Below are 23,777 nucleotides of genomic sequence, written 5' to 3'. Positions count from 1 at the left end.
CCGACGGGTACGCACCGGCGGTCGCGCTGGTCGCCGAGGGCGTGGCCGAGGCGTTCGATCGCGCCGTCGCGGAACTCGACGCCGACACGGCCACCCTGCTGCGGGAGGCTCCCCCGGGGGACGACGGGGACGGGCGGTGAACCGCGCCGCGGTCCGGTGCGGCACGGTCTTCCCGGGGTCGGGGGCTCGTGGCAGGCTCCACGCTCGTGACGGAACCCGACGACCGCACGTCCGCGACCGTCCTGAACGGCACGGGGGCGCGGCTTTCGGGCACCGAGCGCGCCGTCCTCGGAGACGTCCCGGCCGCGCAGGTGCTCGCGCTGCTCAGCCGCTACACCCACGACCGCCTCGGGTCCGCGATCGCCTCCGTGCGGTTCCGGGCCGGTCGCATCGACGCGGTCTGGGGGGTCGAGCTCGACGACGGGCGCGCGGTCGTCGTGAAGGCGCACCGCCGGCCCGTCGACCTCGAGGCCGTGGCCGCCGCGACCCGGGCCCAGGCCCTGCTGGTCGCGGCCGGTCACCCCTGCCCGCAGCCCCTGTCGGGCCCCGACGAGGTGGCGGGCCACGTCCTCGTCCTGGAGGTGCTGCTGAGCGGTGGGAGCGCCCCCGACGGCCGCGACCCCTCCGTTCGGCGGCTGCTCGCCGAGGGACTGGCCCGGCACGTCGACGTGCTGCGCCAGGACGAGTCCCTGCCCGCGCGGGCGGGACGCGGACCGTCGTGGTGCCGATACCAGCAGGGGCCCTGGCCGACCCCGCACGACCCGATCGTGGACTTCACCACCACTCCCGAGGACGGCGCCTGGCTCGACGCGTACGCGCGGCGGGCCGTCGAGCAGATCGCCGGCAACCGCGGCGACGACGTCGTCGTGGGCCACGCCGACTGGTACGCCGGGAACGTCGCGGTCGCCGACGGGCGGCTGGTCGGCACGTTCGACTGGGAACTCGTCGCCGACACCGAGGCGGTCATCGCCGGGTTCTCCGCCGCCGCCTTCGCCGCCAGCTCCACGAGCGGGGCCGGGCTGTCCACGCCCGAGGAGGCGCGCGCCTTCCTGCAGGACTACGAACACGCCCGCGGGAGTTCCTTCGACGCGGCCGAGCAGCGGGCCGCGGCCGCCGCCGCGGCGTGGATCCTGGCCTTCAACGCCCGCTGGGAATCGGCGATGCGCCCGCCCGGCGAGGACGGGGTCACCACCGCCCTCGTGCGTGCCCGCGGCGAGGAGTACCTCTCCCTGCGCTGGTGAGTCGTGGTCGGAGCCCGACGCGGGCGGTGGCGCGAGCGGGGAGGTCGCTCGTCGCTCAACCCTCTGCAGGCTGACGCAGCGCCCACGAGCGCGCAGCGACGAGGGCGGCGGCGGCCGCACCGAGCACCAGGCCGAACTCGCTCGCCACGACCAGGGGTGCACCGCTGAAGTGGTTGAGGTGAGCGACCGCCACCGCCGCAGGCACGGAGAGCGCCGCAGACAGCGGGAGGAGCACCGTCCCGGCCCGCAGCGTCTCCCGCACCCGCCGCCCGTACCGGAGGCCGCGCCGGACCGCGCCCAGCACGGCGACCACGAAGGCGACGCCGAAGAGCACGTACACCGCGTAGACGAGCGGGGCGTACCAGGCGCCGGGACCGGCCGGGCCGAACTCGACCCCGAGCGCCCGGAGCACGTACCCGACCCCGTCCAGGGCCAGCACGGTCGACGGGAGGACGAGTGCGAAGCCGACCACGATCGCGGCCGCCGCCCCCACGGCGGCGCTGGCCAGCATGCGCCCGTACAGGGGCCACGGCACCGACCACCCGTTCGCCCGGGCGACCTGCTCAGCGAACTGCAGCACGTCCATGCCCAGCGCCACCTCCACGCTCCGCCCGCTCCGCTGAGCGGCGACGAGGTCAGCGGTGACGTCGTCGGCCACCGACGACCGCAGGACGCGGGGGACGCCCTGCCGCCGCCAGTGCCGGTCCAGGTCACGGACCACCGAGCGCACCGACGCCGGCACGTCGTCCTGTCGACCCCGAGACGGGGTGGTCACGGCGTTCGTGCCGCCCACACGCCCGTCGCGCGCAGCACCGACTCGACGTCGCTGGTGCTGCGTCGCCACTGCGCGAGCCAGTCCCTCAACGCTGCCCGCCCCGCGTCGGTCAGGGAGAACACCTTGCGCGGCGGTCCCACCGGACTCGGTTCCTGCTGCTCGAGCAGGAGACCGGCCCGCCGCAACCGCGTGATCAACGGGTAGACGGTGCCGTAGCTGACGTCCCCGAGTCCGGCGTCGGCCAGGCGGGAGGCCAACTCGTAGGCGTGGCCGGGGCGCTGGTCCACCGCAGCCAGGACGCACAGGTCCAGAGAACCTCGCAAGAGCTGCGCTCTCCGCTCGCTGCCGTGACCGGCGTCCTGCGCTGTCATGCGTCACACAGTAGTGTGGGCGAGTCCACCTGTCGCGTCCCCGGTGGTTCCTCGTCGTCCCCGTCGACGGCACGCGGATGGAGCGGCGCGGGCGTCACCGAGAGGTCCCGGCGCTCAGCCCTGTGGCCGCATCGACCCGGAAAGCAGTGGCCGTCGCGTTCGCAGAGGTCGAGATTGGGTTCGTGCCGACTTCGACTGACCACCGCTGGCGAGACCCCATCGCCGACGAGGAGATGCTCGACCTCGTGCTCTCCCACGGCGGTCACCCGAGCAGCGGGTGGTGGCCACGGGTCCGCGAGCACAGCCTCGGCTGGGTAGGCGCCCGCGACCACGACGGCTTGCTCGTCGGTTTCGTCAACGTCGCCTGGGACGGCGGGGACCACGCCTTCCTCCTCGACACCAAGACGAGGGGCAGTCACCAGCACCGTGGCATCGGCAGCGAGCTGGTCCGGGTGGCGGCGGCCTACGCCGCCGCGGCCGGGTGCGAGTGGCTGTTCGTGGACTTCCGCGCCGAGCTGGCCCCCTTCTACCTCGACGCCTGTGGTTTCGCCCGCACCGAGGCCGGGCTCATCCACCTGACCGTGGTCGACCGGACCGGCCGCGCGTGACGTCCGACCTGGGGCCGGTTCCCGCGCGCATCGACGTCACCGCCGACCTGGTGCAGCAGCTCGTCCGGGACCAGTTCCCGGAGTGGGGCGACCTCCCCGTGCGGCCGGTGGCCGCCGGCGGCTGGGACAACCGGACGTTCCACCTCGGGCCGGACCTGTCCGTCCGGCTGCCGAGCGCGGCCGAGTACGCGCTCGCCGTGGACAAGGAGCAGCGGTGGCTGCCGCGGCTCGCCCCGCAGCTCCCGCTGCCCGTCCCGACGCCCCTCGCGCAGGGCAGGCCGGGCAGGGGTTACCCCTTCGCGTGGTCGGTGTACGGGTGGCTCGACGGGGACCCGGTGACGCCCGACCGCATCGCCGATCCGACGGAGTTCGCGTTCGCCCTCGCCGACTTCCTGGCCGCCCTCCGACGAGTGGACCCCACCGGCGGGCCGCCTCCAGGAACCCACAACTGGTTCCGCGGGGGAACGCTGCACACCTTCGACGACACCACCGCGTCGGCGCTCGACGCACTGCGCGACGTCGTCGACGTCGAGCGGGCGCGTGCGGTCTGGGGGACGGCGCTCGCGGCCCGGTGGGACGGCGTCCCCACGTGGTTCCACGGTGACGTCGCCGCGGGCAACCTGTTGCTGCGCAACGGTGATCTGGCGGCCGTCATCGACTTCGGCACCTGCGGTGTCGGCGATCCGGCCTGCGACCTGGCGGCCGCCTGGACGCTGCTCGGCGACGCGGGCCGCGAGGCGTTCCGGGACCGGCTGCCCGTCGGCGAGGCCGAGTGGGCGCGGGGACGGGGGTGGGCTCTCTGGAAGACCCTCGCGACCTGCGCCGGGGACCTGGAGCAGGGGGGACCGAGCGCGGGCGACCGTCGGATCCTCGAGGGGTTGCTCGGCGGTTCCTGAAACACACTCACGAGCGATCCGGGCCGAGGCCGACGGACCGTTCCGTGGACACCGGGACCGTGGTGCCCCACACTCGACCCATCGATCATCGATGGGGGAAAGGTACCGTGACGCGAACGACGAGCTACGTCCGACCAGGCGTCGTGCACCTGCTCGCTCAGGTCCTCGCCGTCGTCGGCGTGCTGGCCCTGGTCGCGGGTCCGGCGTACGCGGTCAACGCGGCCACCCAGGCCCCGGCGGCCGTCCGCGTGCAGGTGCAGGTCGACTCCGCGTCGCCGCAGGGCCGGCAGCTGCACCAGGTCCGCGGGCTCGCTGCGCCGGCCACCACGGACGGCGCACCGGTGCCCGGCGACGTCCGGCTCACCGCGGTGGACCTGGTCACTCCCCAGGCGGGCCGCGGCTACCCGGTGGAGCTGTCCGCGTGGGGTTCCACGCGCACGGAGCAGTTCCTCTCCCGCGGTCACGTCGCCGTGGCGGGCCTCGGGATCGGTCTGGCCGCGCTGCTGCTGCGCCCTGTGCTGCTCTCCATCGCGGCGGCGCGGCCCTTCCAGGCGGCCAACGCGCGCCGCCTGGCGCAGTCGGCCGTCGTCACGCTGCTGTGCGCGCACCTGGCGCCGCTGCTGCCCGCGACGGCCGCGGGTCAGGTGCTCGAACGCGTCGGGCTGGGCGGCGCCGACAGCCCGCTGAGCGTCGCGCCCTGGCTGGCGCCGGGTTCCCTCGACCTCGTCGCCCTCGTCCTCCTCGTGCTGGCCGAGGCCTTCCGCCACGGGGAGCGCCAGCACCGCGACCTGGACGGGCTGGTGTGACGGTAGCGTCGCGACCCGGCGCGGTGGACGAGGCCGAACGGCCGCACCGCGTGACGTGCCACCTGGACGACCTGCTGGCCCAGCGCGGCATGACGCTGACCCAGCTCGCCGAACGCGCCGGCGTGACCGTCGTGAACCTCCCGGTGCTGAAGAACGACCGCGCGCGGGCCGTGCGCTTCTCGACCTTGACCGCGGTGTGCGACGCGCTGGACTGCCAGCCGGGTGACCTGCTGAGCGTGACCGCGGTGCGTGACGGCTGAGCCGGGAGCCCGGCAGTCGCGGTCGGGCCGCGGTGTCGCGGTCGAGGCCCGTCCACTGACACCCTGAGCGGATGGGAGACGACGAGGGTGACGCCTCGCCTCCTCCCGCGCCGGACGGCGAGCCACGACCCGGACGCTCGACGCGGACAGCGAGGTCCGTCCTCACCGAGCCGACGGGGGTCCTGGCCATCGAGGAGCTGGCGGACGGTCGCTACCGCGCCACGTGGACCGACGGCCGCGATCGTCACGAGCACGAGGGGTCGGCCGGGGACGTCGAGGGTTTCGCCCGCCGGAACCCGGCGGCGACGTACGAGGAGGTCCGGCTGACCGACGGTCGGCGGCTGTTCCTCTCAGAGTGGGTGAGTGCCTGCCGGGCCGAGCGCGGTCGACAGCGCCCCCTGTCGACGCCGGAGTCCGTGCCCGTCACCCAGGGCTGCCCGCCCGGTGCTCCCGGATGAGCGGCCCCTCACCAGAGGCGGCGGGCGTGCGACGCGGCTTCCCGCAGGACGTCGGCGTCCAGGTCGACCGTGCTCGGGGCCACCCCGAGCGCCGGCCAGGCGCAGTGCACGCGCAGGGTCCCCGCGGGCGGCAGCGGCCACAACCAGAAGTCGCGGTCCACGCTCAGCGACCCACCGACGCCCGCCCCGGCGCCACCGACCAGCACCGGTCGGGAGGGTTCCGGTCGCGGTGCGCCCGTCCGGGCGGCGACGGCGTGCAGCTCCTCCCGCAGCGCGGCGTCCACGCCGGACGCCGTGCGCCCGTCGGAGAACTCCAGCCACCACGTCAGGCGTGACGTCGCGGTGCCCGCGGGGGTGGTCCGCGTCCAGGCGTCGTCGAACACGTCCCGCACCACCTGCTGCTGCGCCTCGGCGTCCTGCCCGTCGCGCAGGCGCACGCTCAGGCGCAGGGAGACGCCCGTGGGGACGACGCGGAACCCGCTGAGGAAGACGACCACCGCCTCCGAGCGCCCGATGACGACGTCGACGGGGACCGTGCGGGGCAGGTGGTCCTCGGCGAGGTCGGCCCAGACCGGGCCGTGCTCCTGGTGGGTGGAGTCGGTCTCTACGCCCATGTGCGGTGCTCCTCGCCTCGACGCCGGTGCCGCGGTGCTCGCGGCCCGATCCTGGCGTGCGCGGGTCCGTCCGCGCCAGAGGCCGCAGCCCACCCGGACGTGCCCCGGCGACGCGGCGAGGGGTCAGGCGGTGAGGTCGACCACGAACCCGTTGGCGCGCAACCGGTCCACGAGGGGCGACCCGATCGCCGTCGCGGGGGTCAGGACGCCCGCGCGGTCCGGCAGCCGGTCCCCGTCGAGCGCGAGCGCCAGGGCGCTCTCGCCGATCATCACCGCGGTGGCGGCGTAGCCCGGGTCGCCCTGCGCGGCGAGGAGCACCTCGCAGCGGCGCCCCGACTCCGTGCGCGCGTCCAGCCGCAGCCGGAAGTGGCCGGTGCTGCGGGTGCGCTCGCTCGGGCCCGAGCCGGGGGAGGGCAGGACGCGGTCGACGAGCGGGCGCACCGGGCGGACGGACAGCAGGCCCGTGAGCGCCGCGAGCCCACCCGTGACCGCCGCGGCCTGCAGCCCGGCGGTGCGGCCGCGGAACGCGACGACCTCCGCGTAGCGCAGCCGCGGCCCGTAGGCGTGGCCGAGCACCGCGTTGCTGCGCCGCACGATCCGCGTGTTGTGCGAGGCCATGACGAACGGCGCGACCCAGTCGCCCGTCGCGCTGCGCCGGTGCGGGCGGAAGACGTCGGACTGCCGGCCCAGGTCGGGTTCGGCGGAGGGGTCGGGGCTCAGCGAGTACGGGTCGGCCAGGAGCCGCTGCGCCTGCGGGTCGTCGCGCGCGGTGTCCAGCTGCAGGCGCAGCGAGTCCACGGTGCCGCCGCTGAAGCCGCCCCGGGCGGAGAGCAGCTCGAGCGTCGCGCTGGCGAGGGGTCCCGCCCCCGTCTGCGTCGCCCACTCGTGGGCCAGCAGCACCGCGAGGTCGGAGGGCACCGAGTCGAAGCCGCAGGAGTGCACGATCCGGGCACCGCTCGCCTCGGCGAGCGCGTGCGCCGTGTCGATGCTGCGCCGGACGAAGAGCACCTCGCCCGTGAGGTCCGCGTAGTGGGTCCCGGCCCGGGCGCAGGCCTCGACGAGCGGCAGGCCGTGGCGCAGGTACGGCCCCACGGTCGAGACGACGACCTGGGCCGACTCGGCGAGGCTCTGCAGCGACGCGGGGTCGGAGGCGTCGGCCACGACGACGGGCCAGTCCGCGGTCACGGGCCCCAGGTCCCGCGCCACGGCCTCCAGCCGCTCGCGCGAGCGCCCGGCCAGGGCGATGCGCGTGCCGGCGGGGGCGCTGCGCGCCAGGTGCCCCGCCACCAGCCGCCCCACGAAGCCGGAGGCGCCGAACAGCACGATGTCCACGTCGCGAGCCACGGCGTCACGCTAACCCGCCGCCCGCGGTCCCGCGATGATCACGCGGTCCGCCCGCACGACCGCGGGGTTGGGGGACGGGGCCGGTGCGCGGCTACCGTGCAGGCATGACCCTCAGCAGCACGTCGGCCCCGGCCCTGCCGGCGGGCGGCGCGCAGCCGTTCACCGACGCCGAGGTCGCCGCGGTCCGGGCCGAGTTCCCGATCCTGGCGCGGACCGTGCGCGCCGGCCGGCCGCTGGTCTACCTCGACTCGGGCGCCACCTCGCAGAAGCCGCGGGCCGTGCTGGACGCCGAGCGCGCCTTCTACGAGCGGCACAACGCCGCCGTGCACCGGGGCGCCCACCAGCTGGCCGAGGAGGCGACCGACGCCTACGAGGCGGCGCGGGCCGCGGTCGCGGCCTTCGTCGGCGCCGCCGCCGACGAGCTCGTGTTCACCAAGAACGCCACCGAGGGCCTCAACCTCGTGGCCCACGCGTTCAGCTCCGCGACGGCGTACCGCCGCCTCGGCACCGCCGAGGCCGACGACCGCTTCGTCCTGCGCCCGGGCGACGAGGTCGTGGTGACCGAGATGGAGCACCACGCGAACCTCGTGCCGTGGCAGGAGCTCTGCCGCCGCACGGGCGCCACGCTGCGCTGGCTCGGGGTGACCGACGACGGCCACCTCGACCTGGCCGACCTGGACCGCGTGCTCACGCCCCGCACCCGGGTGCTCGCCGTCACGCACGTCTCGAACGTGCTCGGGACGATCACGCCGGTCGCGGAGCTGGCCGCGGCCGCCCACCGCGTCGGTGCCCTGCTCGTGCTCGACGCCTGCCAGTCCGTGCCGCACCTGCCCGTGCACCTGCCCGGCCTGGGCGTCGACCTCGCGGCGTTCTCGGGCCACAAGATGCTCGGGCCCTCGGGCGTCGGGCTGCTGTGGGGGCGGGCCGAGGTCCTCGACGCCATGCCGGCGTTCCTCACGGGCGGCTCGATGATCGAGACCGTCCGCATGGAGGGCTCGACCTACGCGCCGGCGCCGCAGAAGTTCGAGGCGGGCGTGCCCATGGCCGCGCAGGCCGTCGGGCTGCACGCGGCCGTGGACCACCTCAGCGCGCTGGGCGAGGGCGGCACCGGCATGGCGCGGGTCGAGGCGCACGAGCGCGCCCTCGTGGCGCGCCTGCTGGCCGGGCTCGCGGAGCTGCCCTGGGTCCGCGTCCTCGGGCCCGCGGGCACCGCCGAGCGGGGCGCGGTCGTCTCCTTCGTCGTCGAGGACGTGCACGCCCACGACGTCGGGCAGGTGCTCGACGACGACGGCATCGCCGTGCGCGTCGGTCACCACTGCGCGTGGCCGCTGCACCGCCGCTTCGGCGTCGCCGCCACCACGCGCGTCAGCTTCGGGCCGTACAACACCACGGGCGAGGTCGACGCCGTCCTCGCCGGGCTGCACCGCGTGCGGGCGGTCTTCGCGTGAGGAGCGCCTGACGTGGACCTGTACGCGGAGCTGATCCTCGAGCACGCCAAGCGCCCCCAGGGTGCCGGCCTGCGGGAGCCCTTCGACGCCGAGGTGCACCACGTCAACCCCACGTGCGGGGACGAGGTGACGCTGCGGGTCGACCTCGACGGCGACACGGTCCGGGACGTCTCCTACGACGCGCTCGGCTGCTCGATCTCCCGCGCCTCCGCGTCGGTGCTGCACGGGCTCGTCGTGGGCCGCGAGGTGCCCACCGGGCTCGCGGTGCAGGCGGCTATGCGCACCATGCTCACGAGCCGCGGCACCGACGCGGGCGACGAGGACGTGCTCGGCGACGGCATCGCCCTCGCGGGGGTCTCGCGGTACCCGGCGCGCGTGAAGTGCGCCCTCCTGCCCTGGATGGCGTTCACCGATGCGCTCGGGCGCAGCGCGGCCTCCGGAACGCCCAGCGACGTCGACTACGGTGGCCCGACCATTCGCTGACGACTGGAGGCAACGGTGACGACCACGTCACGACGAGCCGTCCTGGGGGCGGCCACCGCGGCCGGGCTCGGGACGGCGCTGACGGGCTGCGGGGCCGGCACGGCCGCCCAGCCGGTGAACGCCGAACCCACGATCCCCGCGGCCACCGGGCCGGTCAAGCTCACGTACTGGACGTGGCTGAAGGACCTGCAGTCCGTGTGCGACGCCTGGAACGTCGACAACCCCGACGTCCAGGTCGAGGCGATCTGGATCGGGGCCGGGAACAGCGGCGGCTACGCGAAGATGTTCGCCGCCCTCGCCGCGGGCGGCGGCGGTGACATCGCCCAGGTCGAGTTCCAGCTGCTGCCCAGCTTCCTGCTGCAGAACGGCCTGGTCGACCTGTCCCGCTACGGCTTCCGCGACCACCTCGACAGCTTCCGCCCCGCGGACATCTCCCGCGTCTCGGTGGGCGACTCGGTGTTCGGGGTGCCGCAGGACACGGGCCCCATGGGCCTGTTCTACCGCCGCGACGTCTTCGAGGAGATCGGGATCACGCCGCCCGCGACGTGGGCCGAGTGGCTGGACGTCGCCCGCGCCGTCAAGGCGTCCGACCCGGTGCGCCGCCTCGAGGGCTTCAACGTCAACGACCCCGGCAACTTCACGTCGTACTGCATGCAGGCGGGCGCCGAGTGGTTCAAGACCGACGGCGAGGAGTGGCTGGTCGACCTCACGGGGGAGCCCACGCGCATGGTGGCCCAGTTCATGGACCAGGCGTTCGGCGAGGACCTGTTCGACCTCTCCCTCGGCGCCTTCACTGCCGGCTGGTACGCGGCCACCGCGAAGGGGCAGATCCCCTCGGTCATCACGGGTTCCTGGGGCGACGCGCTCGTCGAGAGCGTCGGCGGCACCGAGGGCAAGTGGGCCGTGGCGCCCATGCCGCGCTGGCCCGACACGGGCTTCGCCTCCGCGACCCTCGGCGGGTCGACGGCGGCGGTCATGTCGACGTCGAAGCACCCCAAGGAGGCGCTGGACTTCATCCTCTGGATGGCCACCACGCCCACGGCCATCGACCTCCTCATCGACAACTCGGGCATCGGCTGGTCGCCCTCGCCGGACTTCATCGGCACCAAGCGCGAGCAGCCGTCGGCCTTCTTCAGCGGTCAGAACTACAACGAGGAGGTGTTCGTGCCGGCGGCCGGGGAGCAGAACCCCGGCTGGATCTGGTCGCCCATCTACCTCGAGCTCAACGACGCCCTGTCCACGGCCGTGCGCGGGGCGACCAGCGGCGGGACCCCCCTGGTCGACGCCGTGGCCGACGTCCAGGACAGGGTCATCGACATCATGCAGCACAAGGGCCTGCGCGTGCGGAGCGCGTCGTGAGGGGCGCGCAGCGCCGGGCACCCTGGATCCTCCTGAGCCCCTTCCTCGTGCTGTTCGCGCTCACCTTCCTGCTGCCCGTCGTGTACGCGGTGGGGCAGAGCTTCACGGCCGTCGACCGCCGGGGCCTGTTCGGCGAGGGCGGGATCACGTCCTCGTTCGCCGGGTTCGACAACTACGCCCGGGCGCTGGACGACCCGACGTTCGTGGCGTCGATCGGCCGGGTGCTGCTCTTCGGCGTCGTGCAGGTCCCCGTGATGATCGTGCTGGTCACGGTGCTCGCGCTGCTGCTGGAGTCCGCCTCGGCCCGGTGGCCGGGCTTCTTCCGGGCCGCGTACTTCCTGCCCTACGGGATCCCGGGCGTGATCGCCAGCATCCTGTGGTCCTTCCTGTACCTGCCGGGCTTCTCGCCGATCGTCGCGGGCCTCGGCAAGCTGGGCATCACGGTCGACTTCCTGGGCGAGGGCACCGTCCTGTGGTCGATCGCCAACATCGTCACCTGGTCCTACGCCGGGTACAACATGCTCATCGTCATCGCCCAGCTGAAGTCCATCCCGGGCGAGGTGTACGAGGCCGCCAAGATGGACGGGGCCGGGCCGTTCCGGCTCGCCTGGTCCGTGCAGCTGCCCCTGATCCGCCCGGCGCTCGTGCTGGCGACGGTGTTCTCCATCATCGGCACCCTGCAGCTGTTCGCCGAGCCGCAGGTGCTGCGCACGGTCTCCCCGGCCATCGACGCGAGCTACACGCCGAACTTCGCGGCCTTCACCAGCGCGTTCACCTACAACGACCTCGGGGTGGCGGCGGCCCAGGCCGTGCTCATCGCCGTAGCCGCCTTCGTCCTGTCCTTCGTCTTCCTGCGCGTCGTCTCGAGGAGGGACTCGTGAGCACCGCACCCCCCGACCTCGACCGCCCCGCGTCCGGCACGCCCGAGCACGACCGGCCGGGCGTCCAGCGCGGCGTCACCCGGCCGCCCGCGGCGACGCGCATCCTCGTCACCGCGATCCTCGTCCTCGTCGCCGTCTACTTCCTCGTGCCGGTCTACTGGGTCGTGGTGGCGGCGACGAAGTCGACCGAGGACCTGTTCACGACCAACGGCTTCTGGTTCGCCAACGTCCAGCTGCTGGAGAACGTCCGCTCGGTGTTCGCCTACGACGGCGGCATCTTCGTCCGCTGGTTCGGCAACAGCCTCCTGTACGCCGGGGGCGGCGCACTCGTGGCGACCTACCTCGCGGCGGCCGGCGGCTACGCGCTCGCGGTGTACGACTTCAAGGGCAAGAACACCGTCTTCGGCCTCGTCCTGGGTGGCGTCCTCGTCCCCGGCACCGCCACCGCCCTGCCGCTCTTCCTCATGTTCAGCCGGCTGGGGCTCACCGACACCTACCTGAGCGTGCTGCTGCCGTCGTTCGTGTCGCCGTTCGGCTTCTTCCTGTGCCGCATCTACGCGGGCTCGGTCGTCCCGACGTCGCTCGTGGAGTCCGCGCGCCTGGACGGGGCGGGGGAGCTGCGCATCTTCCACACCTTCGGGCTGCGCATGATGGCGCCCGCGCTCGTGACGGTGTTCCTGTTCCAGTTCGTCGGCATCTGGAACAACTACTTCCTGCCGCTGATCATGCTGGCCGACGAGAACCTCTACCCGATCACGCTCGGGCTGGTGAACTGGCGCGCCCAGGTGGACCGGCTGCCCGAGTTCTACGAGCTGACCACGGGTGGGGTGCTCGTCTCGATCATCCCGCTGGCCATCCTCATGATCGTCCTGCAGCGCTTCTGGCGGGGCGGCCTGACCGAGGGCTCCGTCAAGGGCTGAGGGGCCCGCGTGGGCACCCGCGCGGCGACGGTGGGAGGTTCGGGGACGTGAACCGACTGGACGTCCTCGACTGGCGCCGCCGCGTGGGTGCGCTCTACGCCGACGTGCGGGCGGCACCCGACCCCGCCGCGGGGCACGCCCGGTGGCGGGCCGGCCGCGACGAGCTGTTCGCGACCCACCCGGCCTCGCCGCTGCTGCCCGCCGACCGCGCGGGCTTCACGGGCCTGACCGTCGCGGCCTACGACCCGGCCCTGCGCTTCGCCGTCGCGGTGCAGGACGCGCCGCCCGAGCGCCGGGAGTCCGTGACGGGCACCGACGGGACCGTCGCGTTCGAGCGGATCGGCCGGGTCGACCTGCCGGGCGTCGGGTCCCTCGACGTCTGGTGGCTCGACCAGTACGGCGGCGGGCTGTTCCTGCCGCTGAAGGACCCCGGCCGCGGCTACGGCGGCGGTCGCTACCTCCTGGACACCGTGAAGGGCGCGGACCTCGGCGCGCAGGACGGCCGCCTCGTGATCGACCTCAACTTCGCCTACCCGCCCTCCTGCGCCTACGACCCCGCGTGGGCCTGCCCGCTGCCGTCACCGGGGAACACCGTCGGCGTGGCCGTGGAGGCCGGGGAGCTCGTCGCCTGAGGCCGCCGCGTCAGTCGCGCGCGGCGACCGGCTGGCCGCGGCGGACGTCGACGACGCCGTGCGGGGAGCGTCCCCGCCGCCAGGCACCGAGCAGCGCGTCGGTGTCCTCGTCGTCGTGCGCGCAGCGGAACAGCCCCAGCGTGTAGATGCGCGTGGCCTCGTCGTCGTGGCGGTGCCACGCGAACTCGTCGCCCAGGAAGATGTGCGCCTCGACGTCGTCGCCGCGCTCGTCGAGCACGTCGTGCGCGAGGAGCACCGCCTCGTGGGTGCGGCCGCACAGCAGCAGCGCCGACACGACGTAGCAGCGGGTGTCGGGGGCCACGTGGTCGCCCGAGGCCAGGGCCTGCTGGGCCAGGCGCAGCGCCCGACGGGCGTCGCCCGCGAAGGCGCTGTGCTCGCTGGCCGCGACGAGCAGCCGGCCGCGGGAGACCGTGTCGCCGGGCACCACCTGCCGCGCCCACGACTGCAGCAGGGCGGACACCGCGCGCTGACCGCGCGCGTCGGTGGAGGCGCTCAGCTCGACGCGCTCGAGGTCCAGGGTCGTGACGGGGGCTCGCACCTCAGCGAATCTAGTGAGACGGGAGCCCCTCGTCGCCTCCGCGGGCGGCGTCCGGGCACAAGTCCACCGTTCGGCGCAGCGGTGATCACCAAGCCGTTCGGGGACGGCTCCCCGCGTCAGTCCGCGAGCTCGACGATGACGGGGGCGTGGTCGGAGGCGCCCTTGCCCTTGCGCTCCTGGCGGTCGATCGTGGCGCCCGTGACGCGGGCCGCCAGGGCCGGGCTGCCCAGCACGAAGTCGATCCGCATGCCCTGCCGCTTGGGGAAGCGCAGCTGCGTGTAGTCCCAGTACGTGAAGACGCCCGGGCCCGGGGTGTGCGGGCGCACCGTGTCGGCGAAGCCCGCGTCCACGAGCGCCTGGAACGCGGCCCGCTCCGGGGCCGAGACGTGGGTCGAGCCCTCGAAGACGGCCGGGTCCCACACGTCGTCGTCGGTCGGCGCGATGTTGAAGTCGCCGACCAGCGCGACCTGCGCGGCCGGGTCGTCGGCGAGCCACCGCGCGCCGGCGGCGCGCAGCCGGTCCAGCCACAGCAGCTTGTAGTCGTAGTGCGGGTCGCCCAGCGTCCGGCCGTTCGGCACGTACAGCGACCAGACCCGGACCCCGCCGCACGTCGCGCCGAGCGCGCGGGCCTCCGCGACCGCCGGGTCGCCGAAGGGCGGGACGTCGTCGGCGAAGGCCGTGCTGACGTCCTCCAGGCCGACGCGGGACAGCAGCGCGACACCGTTCCACTGCGAGAGCCCGTGGTGGGCGACCCGGTAGCCGATGTCCTCGAACGCCTGCGTCGGGAACTGCTCGTCCTTGCACTTGGTCTCCTGCAGCGCCACGACGTCGACGTCGCTGCGGTCCACCCACGCCAGGACGCGGTCGAGGCGGGCACGGACGGAGTTCACGTTCCAGGTCGCCAGGCGCACGAGCGTGGAGGTTACCCGGGCCCGCTGCCGGTGGCGGGGCGGCGGTGGGCCCGCGAGGGTGCGGGCGCAACTAGAGTTCGGCCTCGTGACTCCCCCCGCCGCCGGTCCGGAGACCCGCGACCGCCTCGCCGCCCTCATCGCCGCCCGGGCCGTCGTGCGCGGCCGCGTGACCCTGTCGTCCGGCAAGGAGGCCGACCACTACGTCGACCTGCGGCGCACGAGCCTGGACGGGGAGGCCGCCGCGCTCATCGGCCCGGTGCTGCTCGACCTCGTCGCCGACTGGGACTTCCAGGCCGTGGGCGGGCTGACGCTCGGCGCGGACCCTGTCGCCCTCGCGATGGTCCACGCCGCCAACGCGGCCGGCTGGGCGCAGGAGCACGGCGCCCCGCTCGACGCCTTCGTGGTCCGCAAGGAGGAGAAGGCCCACGGGCTGCAGCGCCGCATCGAGGGCCCGGACGTCACCGGCCGCAAGGTGCTCGCCGTCGAGGACACGTCCACGACGGGCGGGTCCGTCCTGACGGCCGTGCAGGCCCTGCGCGAGGCGGGCGCCGAGGTGGTCGGCGTCGTCGTCATCGTCGACCGGGCCACGGGCGCTCGCGAGCGCGTCGAGGCCGCCGGGCTGCCGTACCGGGCCGCCTTCGGGCTGTCCGACATCGGGCTGGGGGTCTGACGTGGGCACCGCCGGCACCGTCCTGCTCGTCGTCCTGGTGGTCCTCGTGCTGCTCGCCGTCGCGTGGGCCGCGAGCACCCGCGGGGCCCTCGTCCGGCTGCGCGACCTGGCCGTGGAGGCGGGCGCGCTGGCCGAGCAGCGGCGCTCGCGCCTGGCCGACCTGGCGCTGAACCGGGTCGACGCGACCGCCGGCGCCGAGTCCGCCACCGCCGCCGGGCGGGCCGTCGAGGACGCCGAACGGCGCCTCGCGGGCGACATCGCCTTCCACGCCGCGGCCGTGCGCGCCTACGACCAGCGCCTCGCCTCGGTGCCGACGTCGTGGGTCGCGGCGCTCACGGGCATGCACCCCCTCGGCGCCGCGGCCGACCACCAGGGCTGAGCCGCGCCCGTGCCCGACGTCCCGGGCGCGCTCCTCGGCGCGCTGGAGCACGTGCGCTGCCCCGTCTGCGGGCAGCCGCTGGCGCTCGAGGAGCGGGTGCTGCGCTGCCCCGCGGGGCACGCGGTCGACGTCGCCCGGCAGGGCTACGCGCACCTCGCCGTCGGGGGCCGCGCGCACCCCGGCGACACCGCCGCGATGGTCGCGGCGCGCGACGCCTTCCTGGGAGCGGGCCACTACGTCCCGATCGCGCAGGCCGTCGCGGACGCGCTGGGGGAGGGCGAACTGCCCCCCGGACCGGTCGTCGACGTCGGTGGCGGGACGGGCTGGTACCTCGCGCAGGTGCTCGACCGGCTCCCGCCCGCGCTGGGCGTGCGCGACGGCCTGTGCCTGGACTCCTCCAGCGCGGCCCTGCGGCGCGCGGCCCGCGTCCACCCCCGGGTCGCCGCGCTCGGGGTCGACGTGTGGCGGGGGCTGCCCCTGGCCGACGGCTGCGCGTCCGCCGTGCTGTCGGTGTTCGCGCCCCGCAACCCCGCCGAGGTCGCCCGGGTGCTGGGCCCCGCTGGCCGCTGGGTCGTCGTCACGCCCCGGCCGGAGCACCTGCGCGAGCTCGTCGGGCCGCTGGGGATGCTGACCGTGGACGCGCGCAAGGACGACCGGCTGGCGGCGGACCTCGCGGACTTCGAACGCACCGCGAGCACCGACCTGGCGGTCACGGTCGAGCTCGACCACCCCGCCCTGCGGGCCCTCGTCGGGATGGGTCCCAGCGCGCACCACGTGCCGGCCGCGGAGCTCGAAGCGCGCCTCGCGGACCTGCCGCCGACGGTGGCCGTCACCGTGGCGGTGCGGGTCTCGACCTACGCGCTGTCCTGACCGCCCGGGCCACCGGTGGTGGGCCCGTCGGTGACGGCGGCCTTGGCGCGGCGGCGGCGGACCCAGCCGACCACGGGCGCGACGACCGAGGCGAGGATGGCCACGCCCGCGATCGTGTAGGCGACCGAGCGGACCCAGGGCACGGAGTCCGCGGCGTAGCCGGCGAGGACCAGCAGCGCCCCCCAGCTCAGCGCGCCGACGACGTTGGCGGACAGGAAGCGCGGGTAGGACATCGCCGCGGTGCCCGCGATGATCGGGGTGAAGGCGCGCAGCCACGGGATGTAGCGGCAGGCCACCACCGCGAACCAGCCGTACTTCTCGTAGAACGCCTCCGCGCGCGGCAGGTGGGCGGCGGCCTTGCCCGCTCGGCGGATCAGCCAGGGCCGGCCCAGGCGGCGCCCCGACCAGTAGCCGACGGTGTCGCCCGCGACCGCCGCGACGACCACGCCGACGACGAGGACGGGGAGGGAGACCGGGCTGTCGTCGCGGGCGGCCACCAGGCCGGCGGTGAACAGGACGCTGCTGCCCGGGAGCCAGAACCCCACGAGCGTGCCCGTCTCGGCGAAGACGATGCCGAAGACGAACGCGTACAGGCCGAGCGCGCCGAAGCTCTCCAGGTTCGGGTCGGTGAGCTGCGCGAGCCAGTCGGACACCGCCTGATCCTCGCAGGCGGTCCCGGCGGCGGGTGAGGCGGACCTCAGCCGGCCGCGCCCTCCGGCGCCGGGGGCGTGGCGGCGGGCGGGGTGTCGTGCAGCGCCGCGAGGTGCGCGCGCTCGCCGTCGCCCAGGCGGCGCGGCCGGCGGGCGGCGAAGTCGTAGGTGACCATCGTCGACGTCGCCCGGGCGTACGTGCGCGGCTCCCCGACGGCGGACGGCTCCGGCTCGCACACCTCGTAGCCCACCCGGAAGCTCGCCCCGCCCACCCGGTCCACCCACAGGTCCACCGCGACCGGAGCGGTGCGGTAGTCGAGCGGGGCGACGTAGTCGACCTCGTGCCGGGCGACGACCATCCCCGTGGTGATCATGGGGTCGCCACCGTCACCCGAGGCGGAGCCGAACGCCCGCACGCGGGCCTCCTCGAGGAGCCGCATCAGCTCGACGTTGTTGACGTGGCGGTAGGCGTCCATGTCGCCCCACCGCAGGCCGAGGAGGTGTCGTTGTCGAGGCACGCGCCCATCCTGCCCGGGCACGGCTCGCGGCCCGGCCAGGGCCCGGACGGGGGACGTGCCTCGCCGGTCGCGGCCGGGATCGGTAGCGTCGGAGACCCGGGGCGCGGCCGCACCAGGAGGTGGCCGTGCCGGGGCGACCCGAGGAGCGGCATGCGGCACACAGCGGTGCGGACGGGCTTGGTCGGACTGGTGGTGGGAGCGGCGCTCGTCGCCGGCGCGGGGCCCGCGTCGGCCACGTGGCGCAGCGGCGGAGCGAGCTTCGGGCAGCAGGCCTGCCTGAACTCGCGCGCCATCCACCTCGCGTCGGGATACCCGGTCACGGGGTGCTGGAGCTACACGGCGTTCGACCCGAACAGCAAGAGCCAGTTCCCCCGCACCTTCTGGACCCACAAGTACTGGGTGCCCTGAGCAGCGCGGCCGCTCCTCGAGCCGCCGGAGCGGGCCGCGAGGCGACCTGCCCGACCGGTGCTCTTGTCGCTCGGCGTCCTCGCGACGGCAGGTCGTCGCCGGTGGGGCCGCTGTGTGGCACCCCGTGACGGGGCGGTCTCGGGATCCGTGACGTCAGCCAGAGGTCTGCGGCGCGTCGTTCGAGGGTCGAGGGCTGGTGGGAACGTCCTGGGTCAGCGCTCCGTCCGGGCAGCCAGGGCGTCGGCCAGACGCTGGGCGTCGTCGGCGGGCATGCCGATCAGACGTGCGCTTCGACCGTCCTCGAGGAGCAACTGACTGACGTCTTGCCGACGGTCCTGAACCTGCACGTCGCGCACCTGCGCCCATCGGACGACCCGGGCTCGGGGGAAGCCGTTCTGCAGGCGGACGCCGTCGGCGTCGAGAGTGGTCGAGGGGGTCCAGACGAAGTACGCGCCGAGGAAGGCGACGAAGAACAGCAGCTGGATGATCGACAAGACGACGTCGAAGGTGTCCACCTCGCCGACGAGCCGGGTCACGGCCAGGAACGCTTGCACGCTCATGGCGCCGAAGAGCAGCCTGCGGACACCGCGGCCGGTGCTCCAGGTGTAGCGAGGCTCCAACCCCGTCAGGTCGGGAGTGCCGCCGCGGTGATCGTCCACCCGCGCACGGTGGCACAGGCGGCCGGTCCGCTGGGGGTGAGGGGAACCCGCGTCACCGGGATGCTCCAAGGTCTTCAGCCCGGTGACGAGCGTGGCGTCTCCCGCCGCCCGAGTCGCACACGACGAACGTTCGGTGGGAGCCGACTCGACCGTTCGGACCTCGTCGATGGTGCGGTCCAGACCGGCTCGGACGGGAGGTAGGAGACGCCGTGGTCAGCGGCGACGCCTTCGAGGGAGCCGCAGTCGAGCACCGGCAACGGCCCGGCCAGGCTGTGCCCGGGTGCCCGGGTGCCCGGGTGCCCGGCGGGACGCGCACCCGGTCGTCGCCGGTGGGGCCGGTCACGACCTCAGCGAGTTCTTCGCCCCGGCGTCGCGTCGGGTGGGCGCTCCCGGACCGCGCGACGGGTCGACGCCACGGTGAACACCACGCGCATGTTCTCGGAGTCCCTTCGCGGCCTCCGCCGGGTGCAGGACACTGCCGCCATGGTCACTCGTCACCGTCGTGCCACCGCCTGCGTCGGAGCGGGGATCGTCCTGGTGGGGGCAGGGGCCTGGGCGCTGGCCGCGACGTCCATGACGGCGGTCCAGGACGCTGAAGCTCGCGCGCTGGGACCTGGGCACACCCCCGAGATGCCGGGTGAGGACGAGCTGGCGTTGCTGGCGCACGACGCACGACTCGCCGCGATCGTCCTCATGGCTGCGGGGCTCGCGCTGACGCTCTCCGCCGTCCCTCGGCGGGCAGCGGCGTCCGCGTGGCTCGGGGGGGTCCTGGCGATGGTGATCGCCAACGCGGCTCTCGGGCCGGTCGTGGACGGGGGCTCGGTGCTGCTCGCGGCGGGTGCGCTGGTGCTGGTGGTCGCTGCGGGAGGCGCGGGTGCTCACCGTGTGAGTGCCCGGCGACGCGGGGACGAGGGAGCCGGCGCTCGCGGGGAGTGGTCGCTGGTGGGGGCGGGTGTCGTGGCCGCGGGCACTCTGCCGGTGCTGGTGGCGCAGGGCACGGGTTCGCCGCGGTACCGGCCGTGGGTGCCGGGGGACCTGGCGACGGCGAACTGGGTGACGGCTCTGGGGCTGGCCGCGGTGGTGGCCGTGGCGGCGGTCCTGGTGGCCCGCACCACGTCGGACGTCGTCCTGGGGGTCGTGCTGCCCGCTGCGGCGTTGGTGGTGCTGCTGGGACGGTCTGGTTCGTCGTGGCAGGTGCGTGATGCGGCGTGGGTCATGGGGGTGGTGCTGGTGCTGGCGTACGCCCCGTTCGTGGTGGCCGCAGCGACGCCGAGCACGGAGGCGCGGACCGCGGCGCGTCGTCGCGTCGTCGCGGGCGTCGTGCTGGCCGCGCTGGGTGGGTTGTTTGCGGCGGTTCCCCAGCTCCTGGCGCTGCCGATCGTCGTCGGCGGGATGCTCGGCCTGGTGGTGACGATGCCGGCCGGTGCCTACGTCAACTACGACGGGTTCCCGGTGATCGGGGGCGGGGTGCTGATCGCGGTGGTGTTGTTCGTCCCACTGCTCGTGCTGCGAGACGGCACGACCCGCGTCGAGGTTCCCGTCTGAGTATCCCGCCGTGACGGCACCGGCTCGGCGTCGCACCCGGGAAGGGGAGGGTTCTGCAGGTGGAACGGCACCACTCCGGGTCCCTCCGCACGTGGCCTCCGGGGTGATGCCGTCGCTGGCTGGACCTCGTCGCTGGTCGCACGTCAACGGGTCACCCCTCCTCGGTCGGTTCGTCCTCCGCGCTGCGGACCATCTCGGTGACGACAGGAGCGAGGACTGCCGCGGCACCGGGGTCGGCGATCGCCGCCTCCTCCACGAGGAGGTCCGCCAGCTCCCGGAACGATCGCGTCAGTTCAGGGGCGTCCAGACGTCTCGCGACGGTGCTGGTGAGGCGTCGGCGGAGATCCGCGGGGAGGTCGTCGACGCCGCGGCCCTGGTCGGCCGGCAGCCCGGCACGCACGCAGGCGAGGACGACCAGCTGGTCACGCATCCCGTTCAGCATGTGCAGCGCCTGCAGGGCGCGCCCCCGGGCGATGCTGGAGCGCGCGTGGAGGGCGTACAGCCAGGTGGTGCCCAGCAGAGCCCCGGTGTCCCGCGGCGTCGCGGGTACGGCGGGCCCGGCGTCGCCGAAGAGCAGACGGAACGGTCCACCGACGGGGGAAAAGGCTTCCGCCGGCCAGAAGGAGAGGTCCACCTGCAGGGTGTTCTGCAGGAGGAACACCCGGTACAGCGCAGCGCCACTCCAGACGTCGACGTGCGCCACGGCGTGGTGGTCGGCGTACAGGTGTCCGGTCCAGTCGTCGGCGACGTCCTCGGGTCGACGCCCGGGGCCGACGCTGAAGGCGAGATCGATGTCCGACCAGCGGTCCTCGCGGTCGCGAGCGGCCGAGCCGACCACGGCGGCAGCGAGGACCTGAGGATCGGCTTCTGCGCGGGCGACGAGGTGCCGGCGCAGGCGCGTTCGCTCGTCGGTCGTGAACACCGCACCGACTGTAGGCGAGACGCCGAAGGGGACGGTTGGTCGCGATCAGGCCGTTGTGCGGCACCGGAGCCCGCTGATCACGCAGCCGGTCACGTCGTGTCCCGCGTCGGGACGGTGTCGTTCGATGCCGGTGGACCTTCGCCTGCTGGTCCTCGTCCCACTCGACGGCAACTCTCGCCCCCACGTGGTCACGACCGAGACCATGTCGTCGCTCGGCTGACCAGCAGTCGTCGATCTCACTCCGCTTCCCGACGAGAGCGCGCGGTCGATCGGGGACGGGCGCACACGACGCGGGATGACGGTGAAGTTGACGCGGCTGTCTACGCCCGTCCCCAGAAGGCTGTCGGGTCCTGAGTTGGGTCGGAAGCCGATCGTCGCGACGGCCTGGGACACTGCCGCGGATCCCTTCGTTCCAGGCCCAGCCACCGGGTGGGGCGTTCCAGCGGGTGAAGTCGACGTGCTCGGTGAAGGAGATGGCCGGCAAGCCGGCGGTAAGGGCGTGCTGGCAGCTGGCTTCCATGTTGCCGTGGGCGGAGTCCCAGGAGAATTGGCTGTGCGTGTGATCATCGGATGGCAGTGGCCCGCTCGCAGGGACAGTGGCATCTGGCGTAGTCGACGGCTCTGTCATGACCAGGCAGGCTCGCAGAGGCGACATCCACACGCCAGAGAGGCGGCTCATCAACGATGGGGGCACACTGCAGCCGATGGACCTTCCTCCTGACGGTCACGTACACAGCCAGTGGTCCTGGGACGCCCGCGACGTCGGCGCGATGGCCGACACCTGCGCCCGCGCGGTCGCCGTAGGACTGCCGGCGGTCTCCTTCACCGAGCACGTCGACTTCACCCCGTTCCGCGCCGGCTTCCTGGCTCCCGACTACCCCGACCTCGTCGACGACGACGGAATCTTGACCGCGCAGCAGCTGGACGTGGACGGGTACTTCGAGTGCATCGAGCGGTGCCGCGCCACCTATCCCGAGCTGACGATCCTGGCCGGCATGGAAGTGGGCCAGCCGCACCGGCACGCCGATCAGGTGGCCGACCTGATGGCCCGTGGTTCGTTCGAGCGGGTGCTGGGCTCCCTGCACTGCCTGCCCGATGGGGCCGAGTTCGCCGAGCCGTGGGAGCTGTACCCGCACCACCCTGCGGCCGACGTCTTCCGCGCCTACCTCGCCGAGATCCCCCGGATGGTGACCGGGTCTGAGGCGTTCACCGCTTTCGCGCACATCGACTACCCAGTGCGCAGCTGGCCGCAGGACGCGGCCCCCTTCGATCCTCTCGACTACGAGGACGAGCTGCGGGCGGCGCTGCGGGCACTGGCCGAGGGGGAACGGGCGTTGGAGATCAACACGCGCCGGCCACTGGAGGCGGTGATCGTGCAGTGGTGGCGGCAGGAGGGCGGGCGGCTGGTCACCTTCGGCAGCGACGCCCACCGCCCCGACCTGGTCGGTGACGGTCTGGCCGCAGCCGGCCGTCTCGCCGCGGCTGAGGGGTTCGAGCCGGACACCCACCCAGGCGCCGCCTGGCTGCTCGGGACCTGACGGTCATCGAACCGCGCGCCCCAGTGCCTTCGGCGCAGGCGCGCGGACGGCGGGATGACCGTGAGGTCGCGCGCACTGCCGCTGTGCGCGCGTCGAGACGCTGGCGCCTCGCAGCACGGTCGATGACTGAGGGTGCGACCTCACCGCCTGCGTGGCCGGAACAGCGACTTCAGCTAGGCGACCAGGCCTGCCACGGCGCTCAGTCCCACGATGATTGCCCACGCACTGCTCCCGGACATGCTCGGAGCCTACTGAGGCAGTGACCGCCGTGGTCTCGCACTTCTCGACACGACCGGGTGTCGCGAGCACTCCACGATCGCGCGCGGACGGGGGATGACCGTGGAGTCTCACTGCAGAACTTCCACCTCGCAGGTGATGCCCGGCGCACGGGACAGGCGGGCGTCGGCGGTGACCAGGACGATGTTCAGGATCTCGGCCAGTGCTACGTAGGCGGCGTCGTAGCTGGTGGCGGTGTGGCGCAGTTCCCAACAACGACGCAGCAAGGGTCGGTGAGCGGCCCGGCGCAGAGGCAGATCGACGAGGTCGCCCATCGCCAGGTCGGCGCGGCGCCCAGGCAGACGACCGCCGATCGCTGCTCGTCGCAGGACTGAGGCCACTTCGAGGTCGATGACCTCTGGGGCCGTGAGCACCTCGCCGCGCAGCCGGTCCCGGGCTCGGTCCCCGTCGGGTCCGTCATCGGCCAGGGCGGGGGCCAGGACGCTCGCGTCAACGACGATCACGGTCGTCGTGCACCGCCGTCACGGCGTCGCGGAAGGACAGGGTGCCGCCGGCTCGTCCGCCGGCTCGTTCGAGCACCTCCTCGAGGGAGGGCGTGTTGGCCTCCTCGATGAGCTTGGTGAGGAGGTACTCCTGCAGGGACTGGTGGGCCAGGGCGGCGCGGCGGCGCAGGACGGTGTGCGTCTCGTCGGGAACGTCCTTGATCTGCACGCTGGGCATGGCGCCATTGTGGCGCTACTGGCGCCGATGTGCAATCGAGTGGTCATCGGCGTGAGGACGTCGCCGGCGCCCCTGGTCGCGGGATGACCGCGAGG

The 23,777-nt window shown here is 74.2% G+C and carries 29 protein-coding genes; 17 read left to right on the top strand and 12 right to left on the bottom strand.

All coding sequences use genetic code 11. From position 1 onward, the window contains the following. Window positions 1-206 precede the first annotated feature (206 nt). The gene (locus GTR02_RS01595; RefSeq protein WP_166605710.1) at window positions 207-1,241 is read left to right on the top strand and encodes a phosphotransferase; all 1,035 of its coding nucleotides are present in this window, start codon (window positions 207-209) and stop codon (window positions 1,239-1,241) included. A 55-nt stretch (window positions 1,242-1,296) separates the two neighbouring features. Here GTR02_RS01595 and GTR02_RS01590 read toward each other — a convergent pair whose 3' ends face one another. Both GTR02_RS01590 and GTR02_RS01585 read right to left on the bottom strand, forming a co-directional pair. Then, window positions 1,297-1,962 carry a hypothetical protein gene (locus tag GTR02_RS01590; protein ID WP_166605709.1) on the bottom strand — a complete coding sequence of 222 codons (666 nt, stop codon included), beginning with the start codon at window positions 1,960-1,962 and terminating at the stop codon, window positions 1,297-1,299. Window positions 1,963-2,012: 50 nt separating this feature from the next. After that, a complete protein-coding gene (locus GTR02_RS01585; protein WP_166605708.1) occupies window positions 2,013-2,387 on the bottom strand; it encodes a PadR family transcriptional regulator in 375 nt (124 codons plus the stop codon). A gap of 233 nt (window positions 2,388-2,620) precedes the next feature. Here GTR02_RS01585 and GTR02_RS01580 point away from each other — a divergent pair, with 233 nt between their 5' ends. From GTR02_RS01580 to GTR02_RS01565, 4 genes are all read left to right on the top strand, one after another. Then, a complete protein-coding gene (locus tag GTR02_RS01580; RefSeq protein WP_166605726.1) occupies window positions 2,621-2,995 on the top strand; it encodes a GNAT family N-acetyltransferase in 375 nt (124 codons plus the stop codon). Continuing rightward, window positions 2,992-3,891, top strand: coding sequence for a phosphotransferase (locus GTR02_RS01575; RefSeq protein ID WP_166605707.1), 900 nt, complete (start codon window positions 2,992-2,994; stop codon window positions 3,889-3,891). The genes GTR02_RS01580 and GTR02_RS01575 overlap by 4 nt, the downstream gene beginning before the upstream one ends. Window positions 3,892-3,998: 107 nt before the next feature. Beyond that, the gene (locus GTR02_RS01570) at window positions 3,999-4,697 is read left to right on the top strand and encodes a hypothetical protein (protein WP_166605706.1); all 699 of its coding nucleotides are present in this window, start codon (window positions 3,999-4,001) and stop codon (window positions 4,695-4,697) included. Between the two features lie 23 nt (window positions 4,698-4,720). Continuing rightward, the gene (locus tag GTR02_RS01565) at window positions 4,721-4,957 is read left to right on the top strand and encodes a helix-turn-helix domain-containing protein (protein ID WP_338073505.1); all 237 of its coding nucleotides are present in this window, start codon (window positions 4,721-4,723) and stop codon (window positions 4,955-4,957) included. A gap of 466 nt (window positions 4,958-5,423) precedes the next feature. Here the strand turns inward: GTR02_RS01565 and GTR02_RS01560 are convergent, their stop codons facing one another. After that, window positions 5,424-6,029, bottom strand: a complete 606-nt coding sequence (locus tag GTR02_RS01560; RefSeq protein WP_166605705.1) for a hypothetical protein — start codon at window positions 6,027-6,029, stop codon at window positions 5,424-5,426. Between the two features lie 123 nt (window positions 6,030-6,152). Beyond that, a complete protein-coding gene (locus GTR02_RS01555) occupies window positions 6,153-7,373 on the bottom strand; it encodes a saccharopine dehydrogenase NADP-binding domain-containing protein (RefSeq protein ID WP_166605704.1) in 1,221 nt (406 codons plus the stop codon). Window positions 7,374-7,477: 104 nt separating this feature from the next. Here GTR02_RS01555 and GTR02_RS01550 point away from each other — a divergent pair, with 104 nt between their 5' ends. Genes GTR02_RS01550 through GTR02_RS01525 form a run of 6 tightly spaced genes read left to right on the top strand, consistent with a single transcriptional unit; the run spans window position 7,478 to window position 13,096 of the window. After that, window positions 7,478-8,821, top strand: a complete 1,344-nt coding sequence (locus GTR02_RS01550; RefSeq protein WP_166605703.1) for a SufS family cysteine desulfurase — start codon at window positions 7,478-7,480, stop codon at window positions 8,819-8,821. Between the two features lie 12 nt (window positions 8,822-8,833). Continuing rightward, window positions 8,834-9,304, top strand: coding sequence for a Fe-S cluster assembly sulfur transfer protein SufU (sufU, locus tag GTR02_RS01545; protein WP_166605702.1), 471 nt, complete (start codon window positions 8,834-8,836; stop codon window positions 9,302-9,304). 15 nt (window positions 9,305-9,319) lie between these two features. Continuing rightward, window positions 9,320-10,663: an extracellular solute-binding protein gene (locus GTR02_RS01540; RefSeq protein ID WP_166605701.1), complete on the top strand. Its 1,344-nt coding sequence runs from the start codon at window positions 9,320-9,322 to the stop codon at window positions 10,661-10,663. Continuing rightward, window positions 10,660-11,544, top strand: coding sequence for an ABC transporter permease subunit (locus tag GTR02_RS01535; RefSeq protein ID WP_166605700.1), 885 nt, complete (start codon window positions 10,660-10,662; stop codon window positions 11,542-11,544). The genes GTR02_RS01540 and GTR02_RS01535 overlap by 4 nt, the downstream gene beginning before the upstream one ends. Further along, window positions 11,541-12,464 carry an ABC transporter permease subunit gene (locus tag GTR02_RS22625; protein ID WP_166605699.1) on the top strand — a complete coding sequence of 308 codons (924 nt, stop codon included), beginning with the start codon at window positions 11,541-11,543 and terminating at the stop codon, window positions 12,462-12,464. Before GTR02_RS01535 ends, GTR02_RS22625 begins: the two co-directional genes overlap by 4 nt. 47 nt (window positions 12,465-12,511) lie before the next feature. After that, the gene (locus GTR02_RS01525) at window positions 12,512-13,096 is read left to right on the top strand and encodes a DUF1684 domain-containing protein (protein ID WP_338073504.1); all 585 of its coding nucleotides are present in this window, start codon (window positions 12,512-12,514) and stop codon (window positions 13,094-13,096) included. A gap of 10 nt (window positions 13,097-13,106) precedes the next feature. Here GTR02_RS01525 and GTR02_RS01520 read toward each other — a convergent pair whose 3' ends face one another. After that, window positions 13,107-13,655, bottom strand: a complete 549-nt coding sequence (locus GTR02_RS01520) for a hypothetical protein (protein ID WP_166605698.1) — start codon at window positions 13,653-13,655, stop codon at window positions 13,107-13,109. A 116-nt stretch (window positions 13,656-13,771) separates the two neighbouring features. Continuing rightward, entirely contained in the window at window positions 13,772-14,566 is a 795-nt protein-coding gene (locus tag GTR02_RS01515; RefSeq protein ID WP_166605697.1) for an exodeoxyribonuclease III, read from the bottom strand. An 85-nt stretch (window positions 14,567-14,651) separates the two neighbouring features. Here GTR02_RS01515 and pyrE point away from each other — a divergent pair, with 85 nt between their 5' ends. Genes pyrE through GTR02_RS01500 form a run of 3 tightly spaced genes read left to right on the top strand, consistent with a single transcriptional unit; the run spans window position 14,652 to window position 16,485 of the window. Next, window positions 14,652-15,236 (top strand): orotate phosphoribosyltransferase, encoded by a 585-nt coding sequence (gene pyrE / locus GTR02_RS01510; RefSeq protein WP_166605696.1) that lies wholly within the window; start codon window positions 14,652-14,654, stop codon window positions 15,234-15,236. A gap of 1 nt (window position 15,237) precedes the next feature. Continuing rightward, window positions 15,238-15,615, top strand: coding sequence for a hypothetical protein (locus GTR02_RS01505; protein ID WP_166605695.1), 378 nt, complete (start codon window positions 15,238-15,240; stop codon window positions 15,613-15,615). Window positions 15,616-15,624: 9 nt separating this feature from the next. Continuing rightward, the gene (locus GTR02_RS01500) at window positions 15,625-16,485 is read left to right on the top strand and encodes a putative RNA methyltransferase (protein WP_205708421.1); all 861 of its coding nucleotides are present in this window, start codon (window positions 15,625-15,627) and stop codon (window positions 16,483-16,485) included. On the opposite strand, the gene GTR02_RS01495 is transcribed toward GTR02_RS01500, so the two are convergent. Together GTR02_RS01495 and GTR02_RS01490 are read right to left on the bottom strand one after the other, a co-directional pair. After that, complete coding sequence (locus tag GTR02_RS01495) at window positions 16,470-17,138, bottom strand: VTT domain-containing protein (RefSeq protein ID WP_205708420.1); 669 nt, start codon at window positions 17,136-17,138, stop codon at window positions 16,470-16,472. The two genes, GTR02_RS01500 and GTR02_RS01495, sit on opposite strands and share 16 nt — an antisense overlap. Before the next feature lie 44 nt (window positions 17,139-17,182). Beyond that, window positions 17,183-17,653, bottom strand: coding sequence for an acyl-CoA thioesterase (locus tag GTR02_RS01490; protein WP_338073503.1), 471 nt, complete (start codon window positions 17,651-17,653; stop codon window positions 17,183-17,185). A 150-nt stretch (window positions 17,654-17,803) separates the two neighbouring features. Here GTR02_RS01490 and GTR02_RS01485 point away from each other — a divergent pair, with 150 nt between their 5' ends. Next, window positions 17,804-18,061, top strand: a complete 258-nt coding sequence (locus tag GTR02_RS01485) for a hypothetical protein (RefSeq protein ID WP_166605694.1) — start codon at window positions 17,804-17,806, stop codon at window positions 18,059-18,061. A 212-nt stretch (window positions 18,062-18,273) separates the two neighbouring features. Here the strand turns inward: GTR02_RS01485 and GTR02_RS01480 are convergent, their stop codons facing one another. After that, window positions 18,274-18,720, bottom strand: a complete 447-nt coding sequence (locus GTR02_RS01480; RefSeq protein WP_166605693.1) for a PH domain-containing protein — start codon at window positions 18,718-18,720, stop codon at window positions 18,274-18,276. 630 nt (window positions 18,721-19,350) lie between these two features. On the opposite strand from GTR02_RS01480, the gene GTR02_RS01475 reads away from it, so the two are divergent. Next, window positions 19,351-20,265, top strand: coding sequence for a hypothetical protein (locus tag GTR02_RS01475; protein WP_166605692.1), 915 nt, complete (start codon window positions 19,351-19,353; stop codon window positions 20,263-20,265). A gap of 151 nt (window positions 20,266-20,416) precedes the next feature. Here GTR02_RS01475 and GTR02_RS01470 read toward each other — a convergent pair whose 3' ends face one another. Next, window positions 20,417-21,187, bottom strand: coding sequence for a nucleotidyltransferase domain-containing protein (locus tag GTR02_RS01470; protein ID WP_205708419.1), 771 nt, complete (start codon window positions 21,185-21,187; stop codon window positions 20,417-20,419). Between the two features lie 626 nt (window positions 21,188-21,813). On the opposite strand from GTR02_RS01470, the gene GTR02_RS01465 reads away from it, so the two are divergent. Beyond that, a complete protein-coding gene (locus GTR02_RS01465) occupies window positions 21,814-22,725 on the top strand; it encodes a PHP domain-containing protein (RefSeq protein WP_205708418.1) in 912 nt (303 codons plus the stop codon). A 347-nt stretch (window positions 22,726-23,072) separates the two neighbouring features. On the opposite strand, the gene GTR02_RS01460 is transcribed toward GTR02_RS01465, so the two are convergent. Then, window positions 23,073-23,465: a PIN domain-containing protein gene (locus GTR02_RS01460; protein ID WP_166605691.1), complete on the bottom strand. Its 393-nt coding sequence runs from the start codon at window positions 23,463-23,465 to the stop codon at window positions 23,073-23,075. Continuing rightward, window positions 23,452-23,682: a FitA-like ribbon-helix-helix domain-containing protein gene (locus GTR02_RS01455; protein ID WP_166605690.1), complete on the bottom strand. Its 231-nt coding sequence runs from the start codon at window positions 23,680-23,682 to the stop codon at window positions 23,452-23,454. Before GTR02_RS01455 ends, GTR02_RS01460 begins: the two co-directional genes overlap by 14 nt. Window positions 23,683-23,777: the final 95 nt, after the last annotated feature.

Source organism: Kineococcus siccus (assembly GCF_009906795.1).
In the GTDB taxonomy this organism is placed as follows: Bacteria; Actinomycetota; Actinomycetes; order Actinomycetales; family Kineococcaceae; genus Kineococcus; species Kineococcus siccus.
Note: the sequence above shows the minus strand (reverse complement) of the source record. Positions and strands in the feature narration are given on the sequence as shown.

Excerpts from the sequence above, each read along its gene's own strand:
- GTR02_RS01585 (WP_166605708.1), bottom strand. The coding sequence starts at position 2,387 with ATGACAGCGCAGGACGCCGGTCACGGCAGCGAGCGGAGAGCGCAGCTC.
- GTR02_RS01580 (WP_166605726.1), top strand. The coding sequence starts at position 2,621 with ATGCTCGACCTCGTGCTCTCCCACGGCGGTCACCCGAGCAGCGGGTGG.
- GTR02_RS01560 (WP_166605705.1), bottom strand. The coding sequence starts at position 6,029 with ATGGGCGTAGAGACCGACTCCACCCACCAGGAGCACGGCCCGGTCTGG.
- GTR02_RS01550 (WP_166605703.1), top strand. The coding sequence starts at position 7,478 with ATGACCCTCAGCAGCACGTCGGCCCCGGCCCTGCCGGCGGGCGGCGCG.
- GTR02_RS01485 (WP_166605694.1), top strand. The coding sequence starts at position 17,804 with ATGCGGCACACAGCGGTGCGGACGGGCTTGGTCGGACTGGTGGTGGGA.
- GTR02_RS01475 (WP_166605692.1), top strand. The coding sequence starts at position 19,351 with ATGCCGGGTGAGGACGAGCTGGCGTTGCTGGCGCACGACGCACGACTC.
- GTR02_RS01465 (WP_205708418.1), top strand. The coding sequence starts at position 21,814 with ATGACCAGGCAGGCTCGCAGAGGCGACATCCACACGCCAGAGAGGCGG.
- GTR02_RS01455 (WP_166605690.1), bottom strand. The coding sequence starts at position 23,682 with ATGCCCAGCGTGCAGATCAAGGACGTTCCCGACGAGACGCACACCGTC.